Origin of the sequence: Aestuariimicrobium soli, assembly GCF_051192575.1 — a bacterium.
Classification (GTDB): Bacteria; Actinomycetota; Actinomycetes; order Propionibacteriales; family Propionibacteriaceae; genus Aestuariimicrobium; species Aestuariimicrobium soli.
On the sequence record NZ_JBPJSQ010000002.1, the window covers coordinates 450973 to 474285 of the forward strand.

Sequence of the window (23313 nt, forward strand, 5' to 3'; positions counted from 1 at the left end):
CGACAGAGGGCTGATCGACGAGCCGCATCACGCAGAACGGACGAGTCCCGCACCCGCGGGGCTCGTCCGTTCTCGCGTCAGCGAACGGCGCGGTTCAGGGCGCTGAGCACGGCCTTGATGCTGGCGGTCACGATGTCGGAGTCAATGCCGACCCCCCACAGCACCTGTGCCTCGTCACCCTCACCGATCTCGGCCTCCACGTACGCAGCCGCCTGGGCGTCGCCGCCGGTGGTGAGAGCGTGCTCGGAGTAGTCGAGCACCCGCACCTGCACCCCGCGCTCGGCGATGGCGTCGATGAAGGCCGACAGCGGGCCGTTGCCTCGTCCGATCACCTCGCGGCGATCACCCTCGACGTCGACGACCGCGCGAATCTCGTGCTCCCCCTCTTCGGACGAGGTGCTCGCCCGCACCAGCCGGTAGGTGCCGCCGGTCAGGTACTCGGCGGAGAACCAGTCCCACATCTGGGCGGCATTGACCTCGCCACCGTCGGAATCGGCGTGACCCTGCACGACGCGCGAGAACTCGATCTGCAACCGCCGAGGCAGGTTCAGCTTGTGCTCGTTCTTCATGATGTAGGCCATGCCACCCTTGCCGGACTGGCTGTTGACCCTGATGACCGCCTCGTAGGTACGGCCCACGTCGTGCGGATCAATGGGCAGGTACGGGGCCTCCCACGCAACCTCGTGCAGCCCGACGCCCTCGGCGGCGGCCTGCTTCTCGAGGGCCTCCAGCCCCTTCTTGATGGCGTCCTGGTGCGATCCCGAGAACGCCGTGTAGACCAGGTCGCCCGCGTAGGGGTGGCGGGGGTGCACCGGCAGACCGGTGCAGTACTCGACCGTGCGGCGCACCTCGTCGATGTCGGAGAAGTCGACCTGCGGGTCGATGCCCTGGCTGAACAGGTTCATGGCCAGAGTGACCAGGTCGACGTTGCCGGTGCGCTCGCCGTGCCCGAACAGGCAGCCCTCGACACGATCGGCCCCGGCCATCATCGCCAGCTCGGTGGCGGCGACGGCCGTGCCGCGGTCGTTGTGCGGGTGCAGCGAGACGGCCACGTTCTCCCGCCCGCGCACGTTGCGGATGAAGTACTCGATCTGGTCGGCGTAGGTGTTGGGCGTCGAGCGCTCCACCGTGGCCGGCAGGTTGAAGATGATCTCGCGGCCCGCATCGGGCTGCCAGACATCGGCGACCGCATTGCAGACCTCGACGGCGAAGTCGGTGGGGGTCTGGGTGAAGATCTCGGGGCTGTACTGGTAGCCGAACTCGACGTCGCCCAGATTGGCCTCGGCATGCTTCATCACCATCTGGGTTCCCCGGGTCGCCATGGCGATGCACTCCTCGGGGGTGATGTTGAACACCACCCGACGGAACAGTTCGGCGGTGGCGTTGTACAGGTGGATGGTGGCGCGCTTGGCCCCGACCAGCGACTGGGCGGTGCGCTCGATCAGGTCTTCGCGGGCCTGGGTCAACACCGAGATGGTGACGTCATCGGGCACGATGTCGTCCTCGATGAGGTGGCGCACGAAGTCGAAGTCGGTCTGGCTGGCCGACGGGAAACCGATCTCGATCTCCTTGTAGCCCAGCTTCACCAACAGGTCGAACATGGTGCGCTTGCGGGCGGGGGTCATGGGGTCGATCAGCGCCTGGTTGCCGTCACGCAGGTCGGTCGAGAGCCACCGGGGGGCCTTCTCGATGCGCTTCGTCGGCCAGGTGCGATCGGGCAGGTCGATCGGCACGAAGGGGGTGTAGCGCGCGAAGGGCATCGGGCTGGGCTGCTGCACGGGGACGGGCTGCTGCTTGGTGCCGAACTGTGCGGATGGGGTCGTCATGGGGTTGTCCTCACTGGGGTTCGTCGTGTTGGCGGCACGTCAGATCTCCGCAGCGAGGGGGTCCGCCGGACGATTACCGGGCCTCACTGCGGCGTCGAAGGAGCAGCCGCACGCACGTCACGGTGTCGACCCTACACCCGGTTGAATGGATGCCATGGCCATCACGACACGCCGTGGACTGTTGTCCGGGATCGCCGGGTGCTCGTCCGCCCTGCTGACGGGAGCGCTGGCCGCCTGTGGCCGCTCGACCCCCGACCAGCCGGCGCCCAGCCCGTCCGAGACTCCCAGCACCGGGACCCCCAGCCCGACCACCACCCCGGCGCGCCCGTCGTCCGCAACCTCCACACCCAGCCCGACGCCCACCCCGACACCGGACGCGCTGCGGCCGGGCGTGGTGAACGTGCTCTTCCTCGGCAACGACTCCCGCACCGACAACTGGTCGGGACGACCCGACGTGATCATGGTGGCGCAGCTCTCGGCCGATCGCACCGATCTGACGGTGGTCTCGATCTGCCGCGACACCTACGTCTCCTATTCCGGCGGCGGCTCGGGCAAGATCAACGCCGCGCACCTGCACGGCGGCACGAATGGTCTGGTGCGCACGGTCTCGAACCTGCTGGGCGGCATCGAGATCCACTACGTCGCGCAGACCGGGTTCTCGGGGTTCATCGCCATCACCCGCTGGCTCAAGGGCATTCCGGTGGTCAATCGGCACGCCACCTCGCCCACGGTGATCTCGACGGGCCGCAAGGTCGTCTTCGCGAAGGGCCGGATCACCATCCACGGCACCGACGGGCTGATCTACGCCCGCGAGCGCAAGTCGATGCCCCTGGGGGATCTCGACCGCGCGGAACGCCACCGGGCACTGATGCGGGGCATGATCACCCGGCTCAAGCAGCACCAGGCCGGCGACGCCAAGGCCTTCGGGCCTCTGCTCACCATGCTGCTGAAGAACACCAAGGTGTCGGGAGGGATCACCGAGAAGAACCTCGCCGGACTGGTGCCGGCCCTCACCCAGGTCGACGAGCAGGCCATGGTGTCGTTGCAGGTACCGATCGCCCGTTTCGCCCTGGTCAAGGGTGAGTCGGTGAACCTGGTGAACACCGCTCGCACCCGGGAGCTCGGGGCCGCCCTCAAGGCCGGTGACGTGCGGGCCTATGTGACGAAGTACGGCGAGGGGTACGCGCCGGGGTCGTGAGCGGGGCCCACACGGTGGACTCGTGCTCCACCCCGTCGGGGCGTGGGTTTGAATGACCCGCGTGACAGCCCTCAGTCCCGCGCTCGCGACGCCCACCGGTGAGGCACCCGACCTGGTGATCCGCGATGCCCGAGTGGTCGACCTGACCACCGGACGAGCGGCCGCACCCACCGACCTGCACATCGTCCAGCGACGACTCAGCCGTCGCCCCGGCCGGGAGCCCGCCGAGGAGGTCGACGCCGAGGGACGGTTCGTCATCCCCGGGCTCTGGGACTCCCACGTGCACATGTCGCAGTGGGCCATGTGCTCCCGCTGGGTTCCCGTGCACCGGGCCGAGTCGGCCGCCGAGGCCGCCAGCCTCGTCCGCGAGCACCTGGATCGCACCGTTCGCCCGTCGCGCACGGCCGCCGGCGGCGGTGACACCCTGGTCGGCTTCGGATTCCGTGACTCTCGCTGGCCCGACGCCCCCAGCCTCGAGGTGTTGGACGAGGCCACCGGCCAGGTGCCCACCGTGCTGCTGTCGGGCGACCTGCACTCGGCCTGGGCCAACTCGGCCGCCATGGCCCGCCACGGCGTCGATTCGTCCACCGGTCATCTGGTCGAGGACGAGGCCTTCGCCCTCACCCGCGCACTGAACCAACTGCCCACCGCGGCGCTCGACCGGCGCATCAACGAGGCCGCGAAGGACGCCGCCGCCCGCGGCGTTGTCGGCATCGTCGACATGGAGATGCGCTGGACGGTCGAGGAATGGCGCCGCCGCTTCGCCGAAGGCTTCCACACGCTGTGCGTGCGCCCGGCCATCTACCCGCAGTGGCTCGAGCAGGCCATCGACGAGGGCCTGCACACCGGCGACCTGCTCGACCCGTCGGGGCTGTTGACCGTCGGGCCCATGAAGGTGGTTTCCGACGGTTCACTGACGGCCCGCACCGCCTACTGCTGCGAGCCCTACCTCACCTCGGAGCTCGGCACCGTCGACCCCGACCGTGAGCGTGGCGTGGTGAACATCGAGCCCGGTGACCTGGCCCACCTGATGGCCCGCGCCTGGGCGAATGGCATCGAGTCGGCCATTCACGCCATCGGCGACCAGGCCGCCTCGTACGTGCTCGACGCCTTTGCGGCCACCGGCGCCCGGGGGTCGATCGAACACGCCCAGTTGGTGCGCCCGGCAGACATCACCCGCATGGCCGAGCTGGGGGTGCGCGCCAGCGTGCAGCCGGCGCACCTGCTCGATGATCGCGACGCCATGGACGACCTGTGGGGCGACCGCTGTGGCGATGCCTTCCCTCTGGCCGCGATGGCGGCCGCGGGAGTGGCGCTGACCTTGGGATCCGACGCCCCGGTCTCGCCGCTCGACCCCTGGCTGGCCATTCAGGCGGCCGTGACCCGCACCGGGGACGAGCGCGCGGGGTGGCACGCCGAGCAGTCCTTGACGCTGTCGCAGGCCCTGCTCTCGTCCACCCGCGGGGTCGCGAGTCTGGTGCCCGGCGCCGAGGCCGACCTGCTGTTGCTCGACGAGAATCCGTTCGCCCTACCCGCGAACCAGGTGGGGGCGACGCGCCCGTCGCTGACCATGCTCGACGGACGCATCACCCACACCACGCTGTGAGCGTCAGTCGATCAGGGCACCCCAGGTGAACTGACCGCAGATGCCGTCCTGCACCAGACCGTTGGCGGCCTGCACCCGGATCACGGCCGTCTTCGTGGCCGGACCGAACGAGCCGTCGACCGAGATGGACTGCCCCGCCGCCCGCAGTTCGACCTGCAGCCCGCGCACGGCGTAGCCCGACGCGCCGTACTTGAGCACCGGCGCCAACGCGGCCCACGTCTTGCCGCCGACGATGCCGTCGACCTCGAGGCCCTTGGCGCGCTGGAAGCTGATCACCGCCGACTCGGTGCCCGGACCGAAGCTGCCGTCGATCGACAACGACCGGCCGGTGGCCCGCAGCAGGTACTGCAGTGTGGTCACGGCCGACCCCGAGGAGCCCCGCCGCAGCGTCGGGTAGTTCGTCTCCGCCGGCGCCGGAGTGGAGCCGCCGACATTGCCCTGGTAACGGGTGTAGACCGAGCGGGCGGCGGTCTTGCGACGCTCGTCGGCCGCCACGCTGGGGCGCTCGTAGTACTGGCGAACGATCACCGCCGCCGTCTCGGGCGTGGTGGCGGTCCGAATCTTGTCGTAGGCCCTGGTCTCGGTGTTGCGCAGTTCCCACCACACGAAGTCCAACTGCAGTCGCAGGCTCGACCAGCTGAGCCCCCGCTGGGCCGCGTAGTTGTACAGCTGGGTGCGTCGGGTGCCCTCCCACTGGGCGATGCCTCGGCCGGGGCCGCCGCCGCCCTGCACGGCGGCCGGGTTGATGGGGTCTGCCCCCGACTCGACGATGAAGTTGCCGACCAAGCCGGCCGACTGGGAACGGGTGAGACCCAAGTTGGCGAAGAAGTCGAAGGCCGTCTCGGTGTTGTTGGCGCCAGCCCAGGCCGTGCCGGCCGTGGCGACGCCGAGGCCCGCGACCACGGGGGTGGCGAGGGCGAATGACAGCAGGTGCCTGCGCTGCAGGCGGGGTGACGCGTGGGGGGTGAACGAGGTCATGACCATCCTTGCGTGAGGGGCGGCCGAGTGCCGCCGCGCTCACGCTAGGAACGCAGGGGGTCTGTTCCCCGGCGTGTCGACGCAAGCTGAGCCCGCGGGCTCACGAAGTTGAGGTCAGAAACCCAACCGTCAAAAGCCCAGGCGGTTGAGGAACTTGGGGTCGCGCTGCCATTCCTTCATGACCTTGACCTTCAGGTCGAGATGCACGGGCGTGCCGAGCAGGGACGAGATCTGCTGCCGAGCCCTGGTGCCCACGTCACGCAGGTGCGAGCCGCGGTGACCGATCATGATGCCCTTCTGCGAGTCCCGCTCCAGCACCATCGAGGCGAAGATGTCGAGCAGCGGCTTGTCGTCCGGACGACCCTCCCGCAGCCCCATCTCGTCGATGACCACGGTGATCGAGTGCGGCAGTTCGTCCCGGACCCCTTCCAGGGCCGCCTCGCGGATCAACTCGGCCACCAGGGTCTCGGTGGGTTCGTCGGTGACCTCCCCGTCGGGATAGAACGCGGGGCCGGGTTCCAGCATCGAGATGAGCACGTCGGCGACGTCGTCGACCTGCTCGCCGGAGGCGGCCGAGACCGGAACGATGTGCTCGAACCGAATGCCGTGCACGTCTTCGAGGGCGGTGATGTCCATCAGGTGCTGACGCAACTGGTCGGGCTTCACCAGATCGATCTTCGACGCGATCGCCACCAGTCGGGGTCGCTTGGGCAACTGGGCCAGCTCCCCCACCAGGTAGGTGTCGCCGGGGCCGATCTTCTGGTTGGCGGGCAGCACGACGCCGACCACGTCGACCTCGGTCCAGGTGGCGCGCACCAGATCGTTGAGCCGCTCACCGAGCAGGGTGCGCGGCTTGTGCAGCCCGGGAGTGTCGATCAGGATCAGCTGGGCACCGCCGGAGCCGTCGACGGGCGGGCGGTTGACGATGCCGCGCACCGCGTGACGGGTGGTCTGCGGCTTCGACGAGGCAATGGCGATCTTCTGGCCGACCAGCGCATTGGTCAGGGTCGACTTGCCGGCATTGGGTCGCCCCACGAAGCAGGCGAAGCCCGAGACGAAGGGCTCAGGTTGGATCGAATCAGGCTGGGTCGGATCAGGCATGGGCAGACTCCTCCTCGGTCTCGTCCTCGGACGATTCGGGCGCGCGCCGCACCAGGCAGGTGTCGATCTGGTGGCGTCGTCCGACCTCCTTCTCGGCGGTGATCTCGAGCCCCTCGTACACGATCACCGAGCCGGGAATGGGCACCACCGAGAGCTGCTTGGCCATCAGGCCGCCCACCGTGGCGACGTCGTCATCGTCCAGGTGAAGCCCGAACAGATCGCCGAGGTCGTCGATGGGCATGCGCGCGCTGATCCGCCAGGTGCCGTCGCCGAGATCCTCGGCAAGGGTCGGCTCGGCGTCGTACTCGTCGACGATCTCGCCCACGATCTCTTCCAGGATGTCCTCGATCGACAGCAGCCCGGCGGTGCCGCCGAACTCGTCGACCACCATCACCAGATGGGTGCGGGTGCGCTGCATGTCGCGCAGCACCTCGTCGACCGGCTTGGAGTCGGGCACGAACGAGACCGGGCGCATCAGGTTCGAGACGGTCTCGGTGCGCTCCGCGTCGGGGTTGTCGTAGACGCGGCGGGTGACGTCCTTGAGGAACAGGATGCCGATCACGTCGTCGAGGCCGCCCTCGCCGACGACGGGAATGCGGCTGATGCCCGAGCGCAGACTCAGGTGCATGCCCTGCCGCAGCGTCTTGTCGGCGTTCACCCAGACCACGTCGGTGCGGGGCACCATCACCTCTTTGACGTAGGTGTCGCCCAGTTCGAAGACCGAGTGGATCATCTTGCGCTCCCCGGCCTCGATCAGGTCGGTGGCCTCGGCCAGGTCGACCATCTCGCGCAGTTCGGCCTCGCTCGAGAACGGGCCGTCGGCGAAACCTCGGCCGGGGGTGAGCGCGTTGCCGATCAGGATCATCAACTGCGGGATGGGCCCGAGAATGGTGTCGAGGAACGACACCGGTGCCGCCATGGCCAGCGCCACCTGGTCGGCGCGCTGGCGACCGATCGTCCGGGGAGCCACCCCCCACGCGATGAACGAGACCACCACCATCGAGCCAGCCGCGATCAGCAGCCGCTGCCAGGTGGGGGTGACATGGTCGAAGACCACCAGGGCGACCAGCACCACCGAGACGATCTCGGCGGTGATGCGCACGAACATGGCCGCGTTCAGGTAGGGCGCGGGATCCTGGGCGATGCGCTGCAGGCGAACGGCTCCGGGCCTGCCTTCCTCGACCAGGCCGTCGGCCCGGCTGCGGCTGAAGGACTGCAGGGCGGCATCGGCGGCCACCAACACGCAGGCGAGCACGGCCAGGCCCAGGGCGACGGCGAGCATCACCCAGTCGATGGTCTGCACCTCAGGCTCCCAGCTTGCGCGACTGCCACGCGGCGATGATCTTGTCGTTCAGGCCGAACATCACGGCCTTCTCACCTGGTTCGGCATGGTCGTGTCCGAGCAGGTGCAACAACCCGTGGATGAGCAGGTACTCGGCCTCATCGTCGGCCGATCGCCCGTTCTCGGCGGCCTGCCGGGCGGTGACGGTCGGGCAGAGCACGATGTCACCGAGCAGGCCCAGCGGCGGGTCCTGGTCGTCGTCGGGGGCACGCAGCTCGTCCATCGGGAAGCTCATCACGTCGGTCGGGCCGGGAAGATCCATGAATCGCTCGTGGTAGCCAGCCATGGTGTCCTCGTCGACCAGCAGGATCGACAGGTCGGACTGCGGGTTGATGCGCAGGTGCTCGAGCGCGAACAGGGCCAGGGCGACCAGACCCTGCTCGTCGGCCTCGACTCCGGACTCGTTGTTGAGGTCGATCACCGGGTGCGCCTGTGTCGCTCGGCTTCGGGATGCTGGGTGCTCTCGAACTTGTCGTAGGCGGCGACGATGCGCCCCACCAACTGGTGGCGCACGACGTCGCGGCTGGTCAGCTGGCAGAAGGCGATGTCGGTCACCCCGTCGAGAATGCCCTGCACCGCGCGCAGGCCCGACTGCTGCCCACCAGGCAGGTCGACCTGGGTCACGTCACCGGTGACCACCATCTTCGAGCCGAAGCCCAAGCGCGTCAGGAACATCTTCATCTGCTCCATCGAGGTGTTCTGCGCCTCGTCGAGAATGATGAAGGCATCGTTCAGCGTGCGCCCGCGCATGTACGCCAGCGGGGCGACCTCGATGGTGCCGGCCGTGAGCAGCTTGGGCACCGACTCGGGGTCGACCATGTCGTGCAGGGCGTCGTAGAGCGGACGAAGGTACGGGTCGATCTTGTCGTTGAGGGTGCCGGGCAGGAATCCCAGCTTCTCCCCCGCCTCGATGGCCGGGCGGGTGAGGATGATGCGGGTCACCTGCTTGGCCTGCAGTGCCTGCACCGCCTTCGCCATCGCCAGGTAGGTCTTGCCGGTACCGGCGGGGCCGATGCCGAAGACCACGGTGTGGTGGTCGATGGCGTCGACGTAGCGCTTCTGGTTCAGCGTCTTCGGACGAATCGTCTTGCCGCGGCTCGACAGGATGTTCTGGGTGAGCACCTCGGCGGGGGCGACCTGCTCCTGGGCCTCGCTCATGCTCACGACCCGCTCGACGGTCTCGGCGGTGAGGCCCTGGCCGGTGCGCAGGATGGTGACGAGTTCGGTGATCACGTCGTGGGCGAACAACACGTCGTCGACGGTGCCGCGCAGGGTGACCTCGTTGCCGCGCACGTGCAGGTCGGCGTCGAGCTCGCGCTCCAGGATGCGCAGGAACTCATCACGGGGGCCGAGCACGTTGATCATCGGGATGGACGCCGGGATGACCACGATGCGCTCGGCTGGGAGCGGCGTGACGGTGCCGGGCTGGACGGTAGTCAGGGGAATGCCTCCGGGGCGGGTGTTCAGGTGGAGACACCCATCTTAGGCGTTGTCGCGGGCGGCGACACGGGGGTTTCGACCGCCCTCCCCGGCTGCGGCCACCGCGCCCCGCGTGTGAAACGCGCACCCGAGTGGCGATTCGATGCTCGATGGGGGAACGAACCCCGTTTCGGGTGCGCATTTCACACAACGGCCGCCGCACTACAGTTCCTCGGGTGGCTCCACGACTGTTCGCCGACACCCGCCCCCTGCGTCACCCCGACTTCCGGCGCATGTGGACCGCGCAGATCGTCACCACCATCGGCGCCCAGCTCACCGTGGTCAGCGTGCCCGCCCAGTTGTGGCAGATCACCCATGACTCCTCGATCGTCGGCCTGACCGGCATCTTCGGCCTGGTGCCGCTGCTGGTGTTCGGGCTGTGGGGTGGAGCACTGGCCGACCACTTCGACCGCCGCAAGCTGGCGCTGGTGGCGGGCACGGGCCTGATCGTCTCGAGCGCCCTGTTCGCCGTGCAGGCGTTCGCCGGGTTGCACCACGTGTGGCTGATCCTGTGCCTGTTCGCCGTGCAGCAGTCGTTCTTCGCGATCACCGCCCCGGCGCGCACGGCGATGCTGCCGAGCCTGGTCGAACCCCACGAACTGCCGGCCGCCAATGCCCTCAACACCACCGTCTTCCTGTTCGGCGGCATCGCCGGGCCGTTGGTGGGCGGCATGCTCATCCCGGTGCTGGGGTTCAGCTGGCTCTACCTGGTCGACGCCATCTTCCTGTTCAGCACCCTGTACGCCGTCTGGCGGCTGCCACCCATGCTGCCCCGACGCAGCGAGGCCGCGACCGCCCACCGCCCGGGTCTGCGCTCGATCATCGACGGGCTGGGCTACCTCAAGGGCTCACCGGTGCTGCTGATGAGCTTCGTCGTCGACCTGGTCGCGATGGTCTTCGGCATGCCGCGCGTGCTCTTCCCCCAGCTGGCCGACCTCAACTTCGGCGGCCCCAGTGATGGCGGGGTGGCGCTGGCGGTGCTGTTCGCGGCCATCCCGTTCGGTGGCTTCCTCGGCGGAGTCTTCTCGGGGTGGGTCTCACGGGTGCGCCACCACGGTGTCGCCGTGCTGGCGTGCATCCTCGCCTGGGGGTGCAGCGTGGTGGCCTTCGGCATCGCCTGCGTGCTGGCGGGCGGCACCATGCTGCCCTGGCTGGTGCTGGCCGTGGCCGCGCTGGCCCTCGGTGGAGCGTCGGACACGGCCTCGTCCGCCTTCCGGTCGACCATGCTGATGCAGGCCGCCGACGACGACGTGCGCGGTCGCCTGCAGGGCGTGTTCTTCGTGGTGGTGGTCGGCGGACCCCGCATCGCCGACGTCACCCACGGCTTCGCGGCCGCCCGCATCGGGGCCGGCTGGGCATCGCTGTGGGGCGGGGTGTTGGTGATCGTCGGCGTGGCTGTCTGCGCGGTGTTCGGACGATCCTTCCGCCGCTACACCGCCCCGGTCGCCGGGCCGTCCTGACGGCGGACGATGGCCACCGCCCCGGCCGTGAGGAACATCACGGCCATGGCGACCCCCATCACCAGCACCGAGTCGGTGCCCAACAGGCCGGTCAGGGGGGTGAACGCGGCCCCCACGAGGAAGTGGATGCCGCCGCCGATCGCCGAGGCCGTGCCGCCGTAGCGTCGTCCGGCGAGTTGGGCGAGGGCTGAGTTGGCGGGCAGGTAGGTGCCCAGGCCGGTCGTCATGCCCGCCAGACAGATCCACACGGGCAGCAGTAACGGTCGCCGGTCCGTGACTAGGCACACCACCACCAGCGCGACCACCGACGTGGTCTGCACGATCATGGCGATCCGACGCAACGGCGCGGGACCGGTGCGCATGACGAACAGGCGATGGACCACGCTCGAGGCCATCATCGCGGCCGCGTTCACCCCGAAGACCGTCGCGTACTGGGCCTGCGAGATCTGCAACCCGTTCTGCAGCACGAACGACGAGCCCCCGATGTAGACGAAGAAGCCGCCGGTGGTGAGGGCCTGCACCAGCACAGGGGTGAAGAACTGGGGGTCGCGGCAATTGGCCCACGGCCATGCCGGCGATGCAGGCGGTCATCGTGAACTGCACCGCCGAGGCGGTGGTGCCGAGGGCTCGTTGCACCTCGGGCAGGGCCGCGATGTAGGTGTCCGTCGAAAGCGCGGTGGTGGCAGTGATCAGCATCAGGGCCCCGAAGGACGGGCGCCGCACTCCGGCCGAAATGCACGATTCGGTCATATCTGCGAGCCCCACGTTGTTCACGTCGTCCACGCTACGGGCACCCCCCACCGCGGCGGCACGCCGCGACCCCAGAACAGCCCGCCACACCATTGATATCGTTCATTCATGGACACCAGGACCCGCATCGTGGAGTTCGTGCGCCATTCCCCCGGCGCCAGCCGCGGCGAGATCGCGGAGGCCCTGGGCCTGCCGCGCACCACCGTCACCGGTGCCGTCGCCCAGCTGCTGCGGTCGGGCGAACTCGTCGCGATGGACGCCGAGGGTGGCCGTCCCCTGCGGGGTCGCGGTCGTCACCCGCTGAGGGTGGTCGGCGACACCCCGGCCCTCGGGCTGGTGCGCTGGCGCACCGGCACCGTGCGCGCAGAGATCGTGACCAGGGCGGGGATGCTCGACCACGCCGGCACCGTGCTGGCCGACCACAGCCTGCCGGCACCCGACCCCGCCACCGGCGCCGACGGCCTCGACCCCATCGTGGACGCGCTGCTCGGCATGGCCGCCGACCTGCCCCACCACTGCCTGACCGGGGTGGTGATCAGTGCACCCGCGCCCTTCCTACGGGGCACCGGTACCCCCGCGGAGCATTCCCGCAGCAATGGGCTGCCTCAGGGGTTCCGCCTGACCGAGCCCGGCGACCTCGATGCGCACTTCTCGCAGCGCCACGGGGTGGAGTTCCGCACCGAGAACAACGCCAATCTGGCCGCGCTGGGCGAACTGCATGCGTCGCCCGACCACCAGTCACGGGCCCCGGAGGACTTCGTCTACGTCAAGCTCTCGAACGACGGGCTGGGATCGGCGGTGGTGGTCAACCACCGGCTGGTGCGCGGGCGGCGTGGCTTCGCGGGCGAGATCGCCCACCTGCAACTCGACCCTCACGGCCCGCTCTGCCATTGCGGCGGCCGCGGTTGCCTGTGGCTGCGCATGCTCGACCTGGTGACCGGGCGCGTCGCCCCTCCCCAAACCGCCTCGGCGACGCAGGGGCGTCAGGCGTTCGATGTCGAGCGGGTCGCGCGGTTGGCCGAGCAGGGAGACGCGGGCGCCGTGCGCATCCTCACCGATGTCGGACGCCTGCTGGGCGCTCCGCTGGGCCACCTCAGCACCGCCCTCGACCCCGATTGCATCATCGTCGACACCTCCATCGGCCCGGCGGTGGAACACGTGCTGGCCGGCTGCCGCGAGGCGCTGTCGGTCTACAGCCCGCCCGCCATCGCCCACCACCTGGAGGTTCGTCCGAGTGCCCTGGGGGCCCGCGCCGAGTTGTTGGGCGCCCTCGAACTTCCACGGGAAGAAACCAGAGGCAAACGCTGACCCCGACCGACTAGGGTCCGTGACCATGACCGACGCGCCCCTCACGCAGGTTCCCCCGATCGTGCAGGTGCGAGACCTCGTCAAGGAGTTCACCCGCCCGGTCACCCCCACGGGGCGCTTCGCCGAGCTGCGTCGGCTGTTCACCCGCCGCACCTCGACCACCCGGGCCGTCGACGGCGTCAGCTTCGACATCGCCCCGGGCGAGCTGGTCGGCTACCTGGGCGCCAATGGCGCTGGCAAGTCGACCACCATCAAGATGCTCACCGGCATTCTCGTGCCCACCTCGGGCGAGATCCTGGTCGACGGACGAGTCCCCTGGCAGAACCGCCGCGCCAATGCCCTGTCGATCGGCGCCGTGTTCGGCCAGCGCACCCAGCTCTGGTACGACCTGCCGCTGCGCGACTCGCTCGAGCTGATCCGCGACCTGTACGCGGTGGACGAGGCCGACTACCGCCGCCGGCTGGGCGAGTTCACCGAGCTGCTGGGGCTCGACGAGTTCCTCGACACCCCGGTGCGGCAGTTGTCGCTGGGCCAGCGCATGCGCGGCGACCTGGTGGCGGCCCTGATCTACGAGCCCAAGGTGCTCTACCTCGACGAGCCAACCATCGGGCTCGACGTGGTCGCCAAGCAGCGCATCCGCGACTTCATCGCCGAGCTGAACGCCCGCACCGGCACGACGGTGATGCTCACCACCCACGACATGGAAGACATCGAGACGCTCTGCCGTCGGATCATCCTGATCGACGCGGGCACGGTGTTGTACGACGGCGACGTGACCACCCTCAAGCGGCGCTACATCCCCGACCGCGAGCTGGTGGTCACCCCCGCCCCCGAGGTCGACCCGCACGACATCACGCCCGAGGGCGGCACCACCATCGTCCGCGACGGTCGGGCGGTCATCTCACACGACCCGGCCACGGTCTCGACCCCCGAACTGATCGGACGAGTCACCTCCCGCTGGCAGATCACCGACCTGACGGTCACCGAGCCCCCGCTCGCCGACGTGATCTCACGCATCTACACCGACCAGGGCCGATGAGCACGACCACAACCAGCCCCGGCAGCCACGCGGGATTCCTGACACCGCGGCAACGCACCCTCGCCCTGCTCGGCTTCGCCCGCAACGCGCTGCGCGAGGGGCTGGCCTACCGTGCCGACCTGGTGATGTCGATGATCAGCCAGGTGGTGCAGGTGGTGCTGCTGATGGTGGTCTGGCGCTCGGTCTACGGCTCGGCCACCACCGTCAGCGGCATCTCGCGCGAGCAGGCCGTCAGCTACGCCGTGCTCGCCAGTTCGATGCAGACCGTGATGATGCCGTGGGCGTTCTCGGGGCTCTACGAACGAGTGCGCACCGGGCAGGTGGGCGTCGACATGACCCGCCCCGTCGGGCTGGTGCCGCAATTGCTGGCGCAGAACCTGGGCACCATGCTGGCCCGACTGCCGGTGGCGGCGACCGGCGTGGTGGCCGCCCTGGTCATCGGGGCGATCCGGGTGCCACCGGCGCCGTGGTCGCTCGGGCTGTGGGCGGTCTCGGCGGTGCTGGGGCTCGCCCTGGGCATGGTGCTCAACCTGCTGATGTCGATGATCTCGTTCTGGTCGCTCGAGATCACCGGCTGGATGATGATCTACCGATTCGGCTCCGCGGTGCTGTCGGGGTCGCTCATTCCGCTGTGGTTCATGCCCGGCTGGCTGCGCTCGATCCTCGAGTGGCTCCCCTTCCAGGGCCAGATGTTCACCCCGCTGGTGATCTTCTTCGGACGAACCAGCTGGCCGAACGCCCTGGAGCTGATGGGGGTGCAGGTGGCCTGGATCGCTGGCTGCTCGGCGCTGCTGTGGCTGGTCTGGCGGGCGGCCCAGACCAAGGTGGTGGTGCAGGGTGGCTGACTCGTCCACGACCCGCAGCGAGGGCACGCGAGCCCTGCCGTCGACCGTGCGCGCCTGGTGGCTGCTCTACCGCACGTCGGCCAAGGCGCAACTGCAGTACCGCGCCAACTTCGTCTCGGCCGTGCTCGGCGGCATCGCCTTCCAGGGGGTGCAGCTGCTGTTCATCGGCGTGCTGCTCAACCGCTTCCGCACGATCGGCGGGTGGGGGTTCGCCGAGATCGCGTTCATGTTCGGCATGCGGTTGGCCTCGCACGCCGTCTACATCCTGTTCTTCCAGCCCACGTCGCAGACCGAACAGGTGGTGCGCGAGGGCGAGTTCGACCGCTACCTGCTGCGGCCGGTGCCCGCCTTCGTGCAACTGCTCACCCGTCGGTTCCCGCTGATGGGGCTGGGCGACGTGGCGCTGGGCGTCGGCACGGTGGTGATCTTCTCGGCGCTGGCCCCGGTCGAGTGGACGTGGTGGCGCCTGGGCTACCTGGTGCTGGCGGTGATCGGTGGCGGGCTGGTCGAGTCGGCCGTGCAGACCTTCATCGGTTCGTTCGCGTTCCGGTTCGTGACCGTGCGCAGCGCCTCGTACCTCGTCGACAACGTGATCACGTCGTTCGCTCCCTACCCGCTGACCATCTTCGGCTGGGGGTTGTACGTGCTGGTGTTCGCCCTGCCCCTGGGCCTGGTTGCCTACCTACCGGCGACCGCGCTGCTCGGACGAGCCGCCGAGGTGCCGCTGCCCGAGTGGTTCGTGTGGGGCTCCCCCCTGCTGGGGGTGCTGCTGCTGCTGGCGACCCACGCCTGGTGGCAGCGCATGACCCGGCAGTACGCGAGCCCGGGCAGCTGAGCGGGGCCCTTCAGGTCTGGTCACCTCAGGTCTGGTCACCTCAGCGGGCGGCCGCAGGCTCGTCCCACTCCTCGCCGTCCCACTCCTCGTCATCGGAGTCGTGATCGGGGTCGAAGACGTGCATGGCGGCCTCCTCGGCCGACGCGGCGCCGCCGGCGAAGCCGACGTCCTCACCGACCTCCTCGGACTCCACGTCATCACCGTTGTCACCCCGGCTGGCCGCGACCAACCGGCCGGCGCGGCGTCGTCCGACCTCGCGGGGTTCGTGATCGGGGTTCCAGTCCTCGTGACGACGGACGACCTCGGGCTCCTCCTGGGTCATGCGCATCTCGAGGGACTCGCCCTGGCGTTGTTCGGCGGCCGTGTTGCCGAAGCCCTCACCCGCCGACCAGTGGTCAGGCGCGATCCAGCCCTCGTCGAGCGGATCGTTGACCCCACGGTCGATCAGGGTGTCGGCCTGGTCGAGCTGGTCGAGCTGCTCGGAGTCGTCGGGGACGAGTTCGTCTGTCTCGAATGAGCCTTCCATGACCCGATTCTGCCACCGCGCGAGCGTCAGACAAGGGTGAACGGCGAGGATTCTCGAAGGAGTTTGCGATATATCGTTGACATATCGCGATAGACCTGTCACAGTTGACTGCAGCGGCGCACCAGAGGGGACGACTCCCCCGCCTCGGTCATCCGACCTCGAGACGAGCGCCGCCCCACCCTGACTCACTGAAACGAGACACACCATGAAGAACCACTTCCACTCCCATCACCATCCCCACATGCGCCCCGAGGGCGAGGGCGACCACGGTCGCCGCGGGCGTCGCGGCCCCTCCCCCGAAGGCTTCGGCGGGCCCGGCTTCGGCGGCCCTGGTCTCGGCGGTTTCGGGCGAGGCTTCGGCTTCGGCCCCTTCGGCGGTCCGGGCTTCGGCCCGGGCGGGCACCGAGGACGCGGAGGCCGCGCCCGCCGCGGTGACGTGCGCCTCGCGGCTCTGCTGCTGATCGCCGAAGGACCGCGCAACGGATACCAGATCATCCAGGAACTGGGTGAGCGCTCCGAGGGCGCCTGGAAGCCCAGCCCCGGCGCCATCTACCCCGCCCTCAGCCAGCTGACGGACGAGGGCCTGATCCGCGAGACCGAGGTCGAGGGCCGCAAGGTCTTCGAGATCACCGAGGCCGGCCGGGCCGAGGCGGAGCAGTCCGCCGACCGCCAGGCTCCCTGGGAGCAGGCCTCCGAGGGCATCGAGGGCTCGCCCGCCGGGCAGCTCTTCCGGGCCTTCGGCAGTCTCGCCCAAGCCGCGAAGGCGGTCGCCCAGACGGGCGACGAGGCCCTCGTCCAACAGGCCACCGATCTGGTGACCGACGCCCGCAAGAAGCTGTACTCGCTGCTCGCCGAGCACTGAGACCGGGCCCGATCGACCCACCATCCGACAGGATGGGGGCATGGATCGACGCAACCTGCTCACTCTGGCCGGAACGTCGGTCGTGGGAGCCGCCGTCACCCTCACCGGGTGCGGCGGCTCTTCGTCGTCCGACCAGACCCCCGGGCATACTCCAACGTCCGGCGGACCCACGGCGGACACGTCGGCCTCCCCGAGTGGCGCGTCGTCAACCCCGACACCCACCCCGACCCCGACGCCCACGCCGACGTTCGACACCCCGGGCGGCATGCAGCCGGTCAGCGGTGGCGGGCGGCTCGTCGGCTGGTGCGGCCACCCCGGCGCCCCGGGGCAGGGGCGACTCGGCGTCGGCAACGACCTCGAGAAGCGTGCCGGCGAGATGATCGCCGTGACCAAGCAGTACGAGGGCAGCATGCCCGTGGTGCCGGTGATGGAGTTGATCGTCACGACGGTGCACGCATCGCCGGGCAAGGACGGCATGTTCCGCACCCGCATCGACGGCGCCCTGATCGACGCCTGGCTCGCCACGGCTCGTCGGCACGGGTCGCTGTTGCTGCTCAACATCCAGCCCGGGCGGGCCAGGTTCATCGACGAGGTCAAGGCCTACGAGCCCTGGCTGCTGCAGCCCGACGTCGGCGTGGCGCTCGACCCCGAGTGGGCCGTGCAGGCCGGCCAGATTCCCGGACGGGTCTTCGGTCACACCACCGGCGCCGAGCTGAATCTGGTCGGCGAGTACCTCTCCGCAATGGTCGCGGAGCACCACCTGCCCGAGAAGGTGCTGGTCTTCCACCAACTCAACCCCGGAGTCGTCCGCGAGGAGAAGACCATGAAGGACTTCCCCGGCGTGGCCTGGATCAAGTCGGTCGACGGCATCGGCAGCCCGGGAGCGAAGGTGGCCACCTGGAAGCGGGTGATCGCCTCGACCCCGGCCTTCGTCCATCTGGGTTTCAAACTGTTCTACGAGGAGGACGTCGAGACCGGCAAGCGGCTGATGACCCCGGCCGAGGTGATCGCGCTCTCGCCCACCCCGGCCTACGTCATGTACGAATGAGGGACCCCAGCCCCTCGGCGTTTGCCTGCCGAACGTGCGTTTGCCCCTGATGCACCAAGGGCAAAGGCACGCTGGGCAGGCAAACGCGACGTGGGCGGGGCAAACGCGACGTGGGCGGGGCAAACGCGACGTGGACGAGGCAAACGCGCCCTCCCCTAAGCTGTCCCCTCGTGACAGCCACCCCCGCAGCCAGCCCCCGCACCTCCCCCGCCTACGCCGATGCCGGCTCCCCGCACTACGCGATCCTGCTCGCCGGCATCTCGGTGGTGGTGATCCTGTCGAACATCGGCGCCTCGAAGGGGGTGCAGTTCGGCCCGGTGATCACCGACGGCGGCTTCTTCCTGTTCCCGCTGGCCTACATTCTCGGCGACGTGATCACCGAGTTGTACGGAGCCAGGGCGGCCCGGCGGGCCATCGCCATGGGCTTCGTCGCCGCGATCCTGTCGGTGCTGTGTTACTGGGTGGTGATCGCCCTGCCCGGCTTCGACGACGACTACGGACGAACCAAGCAGGCGGCCCTCGAAACGGCCCTGGGCCCCGTCTGGCAGATCGTGCTGGCCGGCCTGTTGGGCTACGCGGCCGGCCAGACCCTGAACTCGCTGGTGATGGTGGTGATGAAGCGCCGCAGCGGAGAGCGCGGGCTGTTCGCGCGGCTGGCCTCGTCGACGGGCCTGGGTGAGTTCGTCGACACGCTGGTGTTCTGCACGGTGGCCGCGACGGCGATCGGCATCACGGGCGTGGGCCAGTGGGCCAACTACACCTTCTTCGGATTCCTCTACAAGGTGATCGTGCAGTACGCGGCGATGCCGGTGACCGCCTGGGTGATCGGGTGGCTCAAGCGCCACGAGCCGAGTTACCGCCCGTGCTGATCACTCGGGTCGTGACCTGGGCCCCGCGAGGCGTAGAACCGCCCCAGGAACTCGGTGCGGAAGGCATTGAAGTCACCCGCGCGCACGGCCGCCCTGATCTGGTCGACGAGCCGCACCGTGAACCGCTCGTTGTGGATCGTCGCCAGCGTGGCCGCCAGCATCTCCTTGGCCTTGAACAGGTGGTGCAGGTAGGCCCGGGTGTAGTGGGCGCACGTGTAGCAGTCGCAGTCGTCGTCCAACGGCACGAACGCCCGGCGGGATGCCGAGGTGTTCACGTTGAATCGTCCGTCGTGGGTGTAGATGGCGGCGTTGCGCCCCACCCGGGAGGGGTTCACGCAGTCGAAGGTGTCGGCGCCGGCCTCGACGGCGGCGAAGAAGTCGTCGGGTTCCGAGATGCCCAACAGGTGTCGGGGCTTGTCGAAGGGCAGTTCCTCGGCGACCCAGCCGACGATGGTGCCGAGGTTCTCCTTCTCGAGCGCGCCCCCGATGCCGAACCCGTCGAAGGCCTGACCGTCGATCCGCATGGCCCCGAGGTCGCGGGCGGCCTTGCGCCGCAGGTCTTCGTACTGTGCTCCCTGCAGCACCCCGAACAACGCCTGGTAGGGCTTGTCGGAACGCTCACGCGTGAGCGAGGCGTGGGCGGCCAGGCAGCGTTCGGCCCACAGCCGGGTGCGTTCCAGCGACTCCTCCTGGTAGGCACGGGTGTTCATCAGCGTCGTCAGTTCGTCGAAGGCGAAGATGATGTCGGCGCCCAGCTCGTGCTGCACCCGCATGCTCACCTCGGGCGTGAACCGGTGCTTCGTCCCATCGAGGTGGCTCTTGAAGGTGACCCCGTCGTCGTCGACGTGGGCCATGCGTTCCTTGCCCTCGGCGATCACGTCGTCCGACGAGACCCGCGAGGCGTCCATGGCCAGCACCTTCTTGAAGCCGGCCCCCAGACTCATCACCTGGAAGCCGCCCGAATCGGTGAACGTCGGGCCGGGCCAGTTCATGAACCGGCCCAGGCCGCCGGCCTCGTCGACCAGATCGGCGCCGGGCTGCAGGTACAGGTGGTAGGCGTTGGCCAGCACCGCCTGCGCGCCCGTCTCGGCGATCGTCTCGGGCAGCACGGCCTTCACCGTCGCCTTGGTGCCCACCACCACGAAGGCCGGGGTCTCGATGTCGCCGTGCGGGGTGTGGATGACGCCGGCGCGCCCCAACCCGTTGTCGAGCACGGCATCGGGGGTGAAGCCGAACGTCACCGTCGCACCCCCGCCAGTGCCCTCAGCTGCGCGATCGCGACCGCCGCGGCCGTCGACGAGCGCAGCACGCCGTCGGAGATCACCACCGGGCGAGCCCCCGCCCGGGTCAGCAGCTCCAGTTCCTCGGGGGCGATGCCGCCCTCGGGCCCGACGATCACGGTGATCCGTCCGGTCGTGGGCAGGGTGAGTTCGGTCAGGGGTTCGGTGGCGTCCTCGTGCAGCACCAGGGTCAGGTCGTCGTCGCTGCGCTCACCGGTACCGGCACCGGCGAGCGCGGCCGCCAACTGCTTGGTGGTGAGCACCTCGGCGCCGACGTGAGGCACCCGGAACCGACGCGACTGCTTGGTGGCTTCCCGCGCCGTCGCCGCCCACTTGGCGAGCCCCTTGTCGACCTTGGCATCCCACCGGACGATCGACCGGTGCGACTGCCAGGCCACGATCTCGTCGCAGCCGATCTCGGTGAGCAACTCGATCGCAAGTTCGCCGCGGTCGCCCTTGGCGAGGGCCTGCACGGCCCGGAACCGCACCGGCGGTTCGGGGGTCTGCAGCAGTTCGGTCACCTCGAGGGCCAGCCCGTGCTTGCCCGTCTCGGTCACTGTGCCGCGCACCGCGGAACCGTGGCCGTCGGCGACCAGCACCGACTCCCCCACCCGCAGGCGCTTCACGACGGCAGCGTGTCGTCCCTCGTCCCCGACCAGGTCGACCCGCGACCCGACCCGGGCGCCGGCGATCTCGCCGAGGAAGAGTGGGTCGGTCATCCGCCGAAGGCCTCCTTCAGGCGCCCGAAGACACCTTTGCCGTGCTTGGTGACGGCCGGGGTGATCGAGGTCTCGTCCCGCAGTTCGGCGAGGCGGGTCAGCAGGTCGCGCTGCTCGTCGTCCAGCTTGGTGGGCGTCTGCACGAGCAGGGTGACACCGAGCTCACCACGGCGGCCGCTGCGCAGATTGGGCACCCCTCGTCCGTCGACCACGAGTCGGGTACCCGACTGGGTGCCGGCGGGAATCTCGATCGACACCTGCCGGTCGTCGGCGTCAGTGTCGTCGCGCTCGGCCTCGAGAGTGGCGATCTGCACCGTGGTGCCCAGAGCAGCGGCGGTCATCGGCACCCGCAGGATGGTCTCGAGGTTGTCGTCCTCGCGGGTGAAGGTTTCGTGGTTGGAAACGATCAGTTCGACGTACAGGTCGCCGGCCTGACCGCCGCCCGGCCCGACCTCGCCCTGGGCCTCGAGGTGAATGCGGTTGCCCGACTTCACGCCCGCCGGAATCTTCACGTTGATGGTGCGCTGGTGGCGCACGCGGCCCTCACCCGAGCACTCGCTGCACGGGTTGGTGACGATCGAACCGAACCCGCGACAGGTGGGGCAGGCCTGCGAGGTGCGGATGTCGCCCAGGAACGAGCGCTGGATCTGGGTGATCTCGCCGTGGCCGTCACAGGTGGTGCAGGTCACCGGCTCCGACCCGTCCTCGGAGCCCTTGCCCGTGCAGCTGGGGCAGATCACGGCGGTGTCGATGGTGATCGGCTTGGTGAGCCCGAACGCGGCCTCGGCGAGCGTCAACTGCGTGCGGACGAGGGCGTCCTGGCCGCGACGCACGCGGCTGCGCGGCCCCCGCGACGACTGGGCCCCGAACATGGCGTCGACCAGATTGGTGAAGTCGAACCCCTGTGCCCCGCCGAAGCCACCGAACCCTTCGAACCCCTGAGCGCCGCCGAAGCCACCGTAGCCCGAGCCCATCGGGTCGCCGCCACGGTCGTAGACGGAACGCTTGTTGGGGTCGTGCAGCACCTCATAGGCCTCTTGCACCTGCTTGAACTTCTCGGCCGAGTCGGCATCCTGCGCGACGTCGGGGTGCACCTTCATCGCCATCCGGCGATAGGCCTTCTTGATCTGCTCGGGGGTGGCGTCACGATCGACACCGAGAACCTCGTAGTAGTCGGTCTGGGAGGGGCTCATCTGTTGCTTGTCATCCTTCTGTCAGGAAGTTGCCGAGATAGCGGGCGACGGCGCTGACGGAGGCCATCGTCTGGGGGTAGTCCATGCGGGTGGGGCCGACGACGCCGAGACTCGCCCAGGCTGCCGCTTCGGGACCATACGCCGCGGCCACCATCGAGGTCGAGCGCAGTTCCTCGACCGAGTTCTCGTGACCGATGCGCACGCCGATGGTCTGACCGGCTGCGGCGTGGGCCTGGGCGGTCTCGCCGAGCAGCCGCAGCAGCACGACCTGCTCCTCGAGCGCCTCGAGCACCGGCTTGACGGTGGTCTCGAACTGGTCCGAGAAACGGGTGAGGTTGGGCACACCCGCCACGGCCACCCGGGCGGCGGCGCGATCGGTGGCCAGCAGGTCGAGCAGGGTGGCGACCACGGCGGTCGCGGCCATGGCGTCATCGGGCGGAACCTCGCCCAACAGCGTGGTGAGGGCGGCGGCGGCCTGGGCGGTGGCTCGTCCGATCACGGTGGCGTTCAGCTTGCCGCGAAGGCGGGCGAGCATGGCCTCGTCGTGGCCGGGCAGCTCGATCACCTGCTGCTCCACCCGGCCGGTCGAGGTGATCAGCACCACCATCACGCGGTCGGGGGTGAGGCTGACCAGTTCGACGTGGCGGACGATCGCCGAACTCGACACCGGGTACTGCACGATGGCGACCTGCTGGGTGATCTGGGCCAGCAGGCGCACGGTGCGCAGCACGATGTCGTCGACGTCGACGGCGCCAGACAGGAAACTCTGGATGGCCCGGCGCTCGGCCGCCGACAGCGGCTTGATGCTGGCCAGCCGGTCGACGAAGATGCGATACCCCTTGTCGGTGGGGATGCGACCGGCGCTGGTGTGGGGCTGGGTGATGTAGCCCTCCTCCTCGAGCACCGCCATGTCGTTGCGCACGGTGGCCGGGGAGACGTTCAGCTGGTGGCGCTCGACCAGGGCCTTCGAGCCCACCGGCTCGCGGGATTCGACGTAGTCGGTGACGATGGCGCGCAGCACCTCGAGCTTGCGATCGTCCATCGGTCAC

At 69.4% G+C, this 23313-nt stretch carries 22 protein-coding genes; 10 read left to right on the top strand and 12 right to left on the bottom strand.

The annotated features are described in order from the left end of the window. Window positions 1-77 precede the first annotated feature (77 nt). A complete protein-coding gene (gene leuA, locus ACSDQ9_RS03395) occupies window positions 78-1826 on the bottom strand; it encodes a 2-isopropylmalate synthase (protein WP_435143554.1) in 1749 nt (582 codons plus the stop codon). Between the two features lie 154 nt (window positions 1827-1980). Between leuA and ACSDQ9_RS03400 the strand changes: the two genes are divergently transcribed. Next, window positions 1981-3024: an LCP family protein gene (locus ACSDQ9_RS03400; protein ID WP_435143557.1), complete on the top strand. Its 1044-nt coding sequence runs from the start codon at window positions 1981-1983 to the stop codon at window positions 3022-3024. Between the two features lie 61 nt (window positions 3025-3085). Beyond that, window positions 3086-4630 carry an amidohydrolase gene (locus ACSDQ9_RS03405; protein ID WP_435143560.1) on the top strand — a complete coding sequence of 515 codons (1545 nt, stop codon included), beginning with the start codon at window positions 3086-3088 and terminating at the stop codon, window positions 4628-4630. Between the two features lie 3 nt (window positions 4631-4633). Here the strand turns inward: ACSDQ9_RS03405 and ACSDQ9_RS03410 are convergent, their stop codons facing one another. The 5 genes from ACSDQ9_RS03410 to ACSDQ9_RS03430 form a co-directional block, all read right to left on the bottom strand. After that, window positions 4634-5608: a phage tail tip lysozyme gene (locus ACSDQ9_RS03410; protein ID WP_435143562.1), complete on the bottom strand. Its 975-nt coding sequence runs from the start codon at window positions 5606-5608 to the stop codon at window positions 4634-4636. Window positions 5609-5737: 129 nt separating this feature from the next. Continuing rightward, window positions 5738-6709, bottom strand: coding sequence for a GTPase Era (gene era / locus ACSDQ9_RS03415; protein ID WP_435143565.1), 972 nt, complete (start codon window positions 6707-6709; stop codon window positions 5738-5740). Continuing rightward, entirely contained in the window at window positions 6702-7991 is a 1290-nt protein-coding gene (locus tag ACSDQ9_RS03420; protein ID WP_435143764.1) for a hemolysin family protein, read from the bottom strand. The genes era and ACSDQ9_RS03420 overlap by 8 nt, the downstream gene beginning before the upstream one ends. Window positions 7992-8013: 22 nt before the next feature. Beyond that, window positions 8014-8472 carry an rRNA maturation RNase YbeY gene (gene ybeY, locus ACSDQ9_RS03425; protein ID WP_435143568.1) on the bottom strand — a complete coding sequence of 153 codons (459 nt, stop codon included), beginning with the start codon at window positions 8470-8472 and terminating at the stop codon, window positions 8014-8016. After that, entirely contained in the window at window positions 8469-9416 is a 948-nt protein-coding gene (locus ACSDQ9_RS03430) for a PhoH family protein (protein WP_435143766.1), read from the bottom strand. Before ACSDQ9_RS03430 ends, ybeY begins: the two co-directional genes overlap by 4 nt. Window positions 9417-9706: 290 nt before the next feature. On the opposite strand from ACSDQ9_RS03430, the gene ACSDQ9_RS03435 reads away from it, so the two are divergent. Then, window positions 9707-10990, top strand: coding sequence for an MFS transporter (locus ACSDQ9_RS03435; RefSeq protein WP_435143571.1), 1284 nt, complete (start codon window positions 9707-9709; stop codon window positions 10988-10990). Here the strand turns inward: ACSDQ9_RS03435 and ACSDQ9_RS03440 are convergent. Further along, entirely contained in the window at window positions 10960-11511 is a 552-nt protein-coding gene (locus tag ACSDQ9_RS03440; RefSeq protein ID WP_435143574.1) for an MFS transporter, read from the bottom strand. The genes ACSDQ9_RS03435 and ACSDQ9_RS03440 overlap by 31 nt on opposite strands. Window positions 11512-11848: 337 nt before the next feature. Here ACSDQ9_RS03440 and ACSDQ9_RS03445 point away from each other — a divergent pair, with 337 nt between their 5' ends. From ACSDQ9_RS03445 to ACSDQ9_RS03460, 4 genes are read left to right on the top strand one after another with little or no spacing between them, the layout of a single operon-like run. Then, on the top strand, window positions 11849-13048 hold the full coding sequence (locus ACSDQ9_RS03445) for an ROK family protein (RefSeq protein WP_435143577.1): 1200 nt from the start codon (window positions 11849-11851) through the stop codon (window positions 13046-13048). Between the two features lie 25 nt (window positions 13049-13073). Beyond that, window positions 13074-14087, top strand: coding sequence for an ABC transporter ATP-binding protein (locus ACSDQ9_RS03450; RefSeq protein WP_435143580.1), 1014 nt, complete (start codon window positions 13074-13076; stop codon window positions 14085-14087). Next, entirely contained in the window at window positions 14084-14932 is an 849-nt protein-coding gene (locus ACSDQ9_RS03455) for an ABC transporter permease (RefSeq protein ID WP_435143583.1), read from the top strand. The genes ACSDQ9_RS03450 and ACSDQ9_RS03455 overlap by 4 nt, the downstream gene beginning before the upstream one ends. Then, the gene (locus ACSDQ9_RS03460; RefSeq protein WP_435143586.1) at window positions 14925-15767 is read left to right on the top strand and encodes an ABC transporter permease; all 843 of its coding nucleotides are present in this window, start codon (window positions 14925-14927) and stop codon (window positions 15765-15767) included. The genes ACSDQ9_RS03455 and ACSDQ9_RS03460 overlap by 8 nt, the downstream gene beginning before the upstream one ends. A gap of 40 nt (window positions 15768-15807) precedes the next feature. Here the strand turns inward: ACSDQ9_RS03460 and ACSDQ9_RS03465 are convergent, their stop codons facing one another. Beyond that, window positions 15808-16293, bottom strand: a complete 486-nt coding sequence (locus ACSDQ9_RS03465; RefSeq protein WP_435143589.1) for a DUF5709 domain-containing protein — start codon at window positions 16291-16293, stop codon at window positions 15808-15810. A gap of 205 nt (window positions 16294-16498) precedes the next feature. On the opposite strand from ACSDQ9_RS03465, the gene ACSDQ9_RS03470 reads away from it, so the two are divergent. The 3 genes from ACSDQ9_RS03470 (at window position 16499) to ACSDQ9_RS03480 (ending at window position 19072) form a co-directional block, all read left to right on the top strand. After that, window positions 16499-17155, top strand: a complete 657-nt coding sequence (locus tag ACSDQ9_RS03470) for a PadR family transcriptional regulator (RefSeq protein WP_435143592.1) — start codon at window positions 16499-16501, stop codon at window positions 17153-17155. A 40-nt stretch (window positions 17156-17195) separates the two neighbouring features. Next, window positions 17196-18203, top strand: coding sequence for a hypothetical protein (locus tag ACSDQ9_RS03475; RefSeq protein ID WP_435143595.1), 1008 nt, complete (start codon window positions 17196-17198; stop codon window positions 18201-18203). Window positions 18204-18373: 170 nt separating this feature from the next. Continuing rightward, on the top strand, window positions 18374-19072 hold the full coding sequence (locus ACSDQ9_RS03480) for a queuosine precursor transporter (protein WP_435143598.1): 699 nt from the start codon (window positions 18374-18376) through the stop codon (window positions 19070-19072). Here the strand turns inward: ACSDQ9_RS03480 and tgt are convergent. From tgt to hrcA, 4 genes are read right to left on the bottom strand one after another with little or no spacing between them, the layout of a single operon-like run. Continuing rightward, window positions 19057-20313 carry a tRNA guanosine(34) transglycosylase Tgt gene (gene tgt, locus ACSDQ9_RS03485; RefSeq protein ID WP_435143601.1) on the bottom strand — a complete coding sequence of 419 codons (1257 nt, stop codon included), beginning with the start codon at window positions 20311-20313 and terminating at the stop codon, window positions 19057-19059. The genes ACSDQ9_RS03480 and tgt overlap by 16 nt on opposite strands. Further along, window positions 20310-21071 (bottom strand): 16S rRNA (uracil(1498)-N(3))-methyltransferase, encoded by a 762-nt coding sequence (locus tag ACSDQ9_RS03490; RefSeq protein WP_435143604.1) that lies wholly within the window; start codon window positions 21069-21071, stop codon window positions 20310-20312. The genes tgt and ACSDQ9_RS03490 overlap by 4 nt, the downstream gene beginning before the upstream one ends. Beyond that, complete coding sequence (gene dnaJ, locus ACSDQ9_RS03495; protein WP_435143607.1) at window positions 21068-22264, bottom strand: molecular chaperone DnaJ; 1197 nt, start codon at window positions 22262-22264, stop codon at window positions 21068-21070. Before dnaJ ends, ACSDQ9_RS03490 begins: the two co-directional genes overlap by 4 nt. 10 nt (window positions 22265-22274) lie before the next feature. After that, window positions 22275-23306: a heat-inducible transcriptional repressor HrcA gene (gene hrcA, locus ACSDQ9_RS03500; RefSeq protein ID WP_435143610.1), complete on the bottom strand. Its 1032-nt coding sequence runs from the start codon at window positions 23304-23306 to the stop codon at window positions 22275-22277. Window positions 23307-23313 lie beyond the last annotated feature (7 nt).